Origin of the sequence: Methylobacterium sp. P1-11, from assembly GCF_008329595.1 — a bacterium.
Classification (GTDB): Bacteria; Pseudomonadota; Alphaproteobacteria; order Rhizobiales; family Beijerinckiaceae; genus Methylobacterium.
Genome location: NZ_NPKS01000112.1, coordinates 1 through 699, shown reverse-complemented (window position 1 = coordinate 699; position 699 = coordinate 1). Strand labels below are relative to the sequence as shown.

The 699-nt window shown below is 63.4% G+C and carries 1 protein-coding gene and 1 pseudogene; both read left to right on the top strand.

Going from position 1 to position 699, the window contains the following annotated elements; translation table 11 throughout:
* On the top strand, positions 1–456 hold a 456-nt coding region (locus CIW48_RS32955), incomplete at its 5' end, for a DUF308 domain-containing protein (protein WP_149314522.1).
* An 88-nt stretch (positions 457–544) separates the two neighbouring features.
* Positions 545–699: pseudogene (locus tag CIW48_RS34435) on the top strand (ABC transporter); the annotation flags it as partial.

Sequence of the window (699 nt, the reverse complement as noted above, 5' to 3'; positions counted from 1 at the left end):
CCCGTCTCGACCGCGCTCCTGATCGCCTACCCGGCATGGGATGCCGCCGCCAACCTGATCGATGCACGGCAATGTGGCGGGCTGAGCGCCAATCCCAGCCAGCTATTCAATCTCGTGGTCAGTGTCATCACGACCGCTGCGGTGATCTGGTCGTTTGGCCACAGCTCACATGCCGTGCTGGTGGTGTTCGGTGTCTGGGCCACGCTATCTGGCCTGTTACAGCTCGCAACCGGTGTGCGTCGCTGGCGTACAGGTGGGCAATGGGCCATGATCTTGAGCGGCGCGCAGTCAGCCCTTGCCGGCGGCTTCATCATCAAGCGTGCGGCTGACATCGCCGCCCCCGCAGCCTCCGATATTGCAGCGTACGCGACCTTCGGCGGGTTCTACTTCCTTGTGTCGGCAATCTCGCTGACGGTGCTGATGGCGCGCAGCTCTTCGACCGAGCGCACAGCCTGAGCAGATCCGCTTCCGGTGCTCCGCGCCTGGTAATCGGGTGCGCAGCACGTCCTCCCTTCGCCGCGATGGAAGCCAAAGGCGTGCTTCGATGCCTAAGTCTCCGCCGATCCAAACCCGTAGAAGTCCGTGCGAGGCCTATCTGCATGTGCTGCACGCCCTCATTCTCCGTGACATGCGCACACGCTTTGGCGCCTCACTCTGGGGCTACGGTGTCGTCGTGCTTTGGCCCTGCGTGCATGTCTT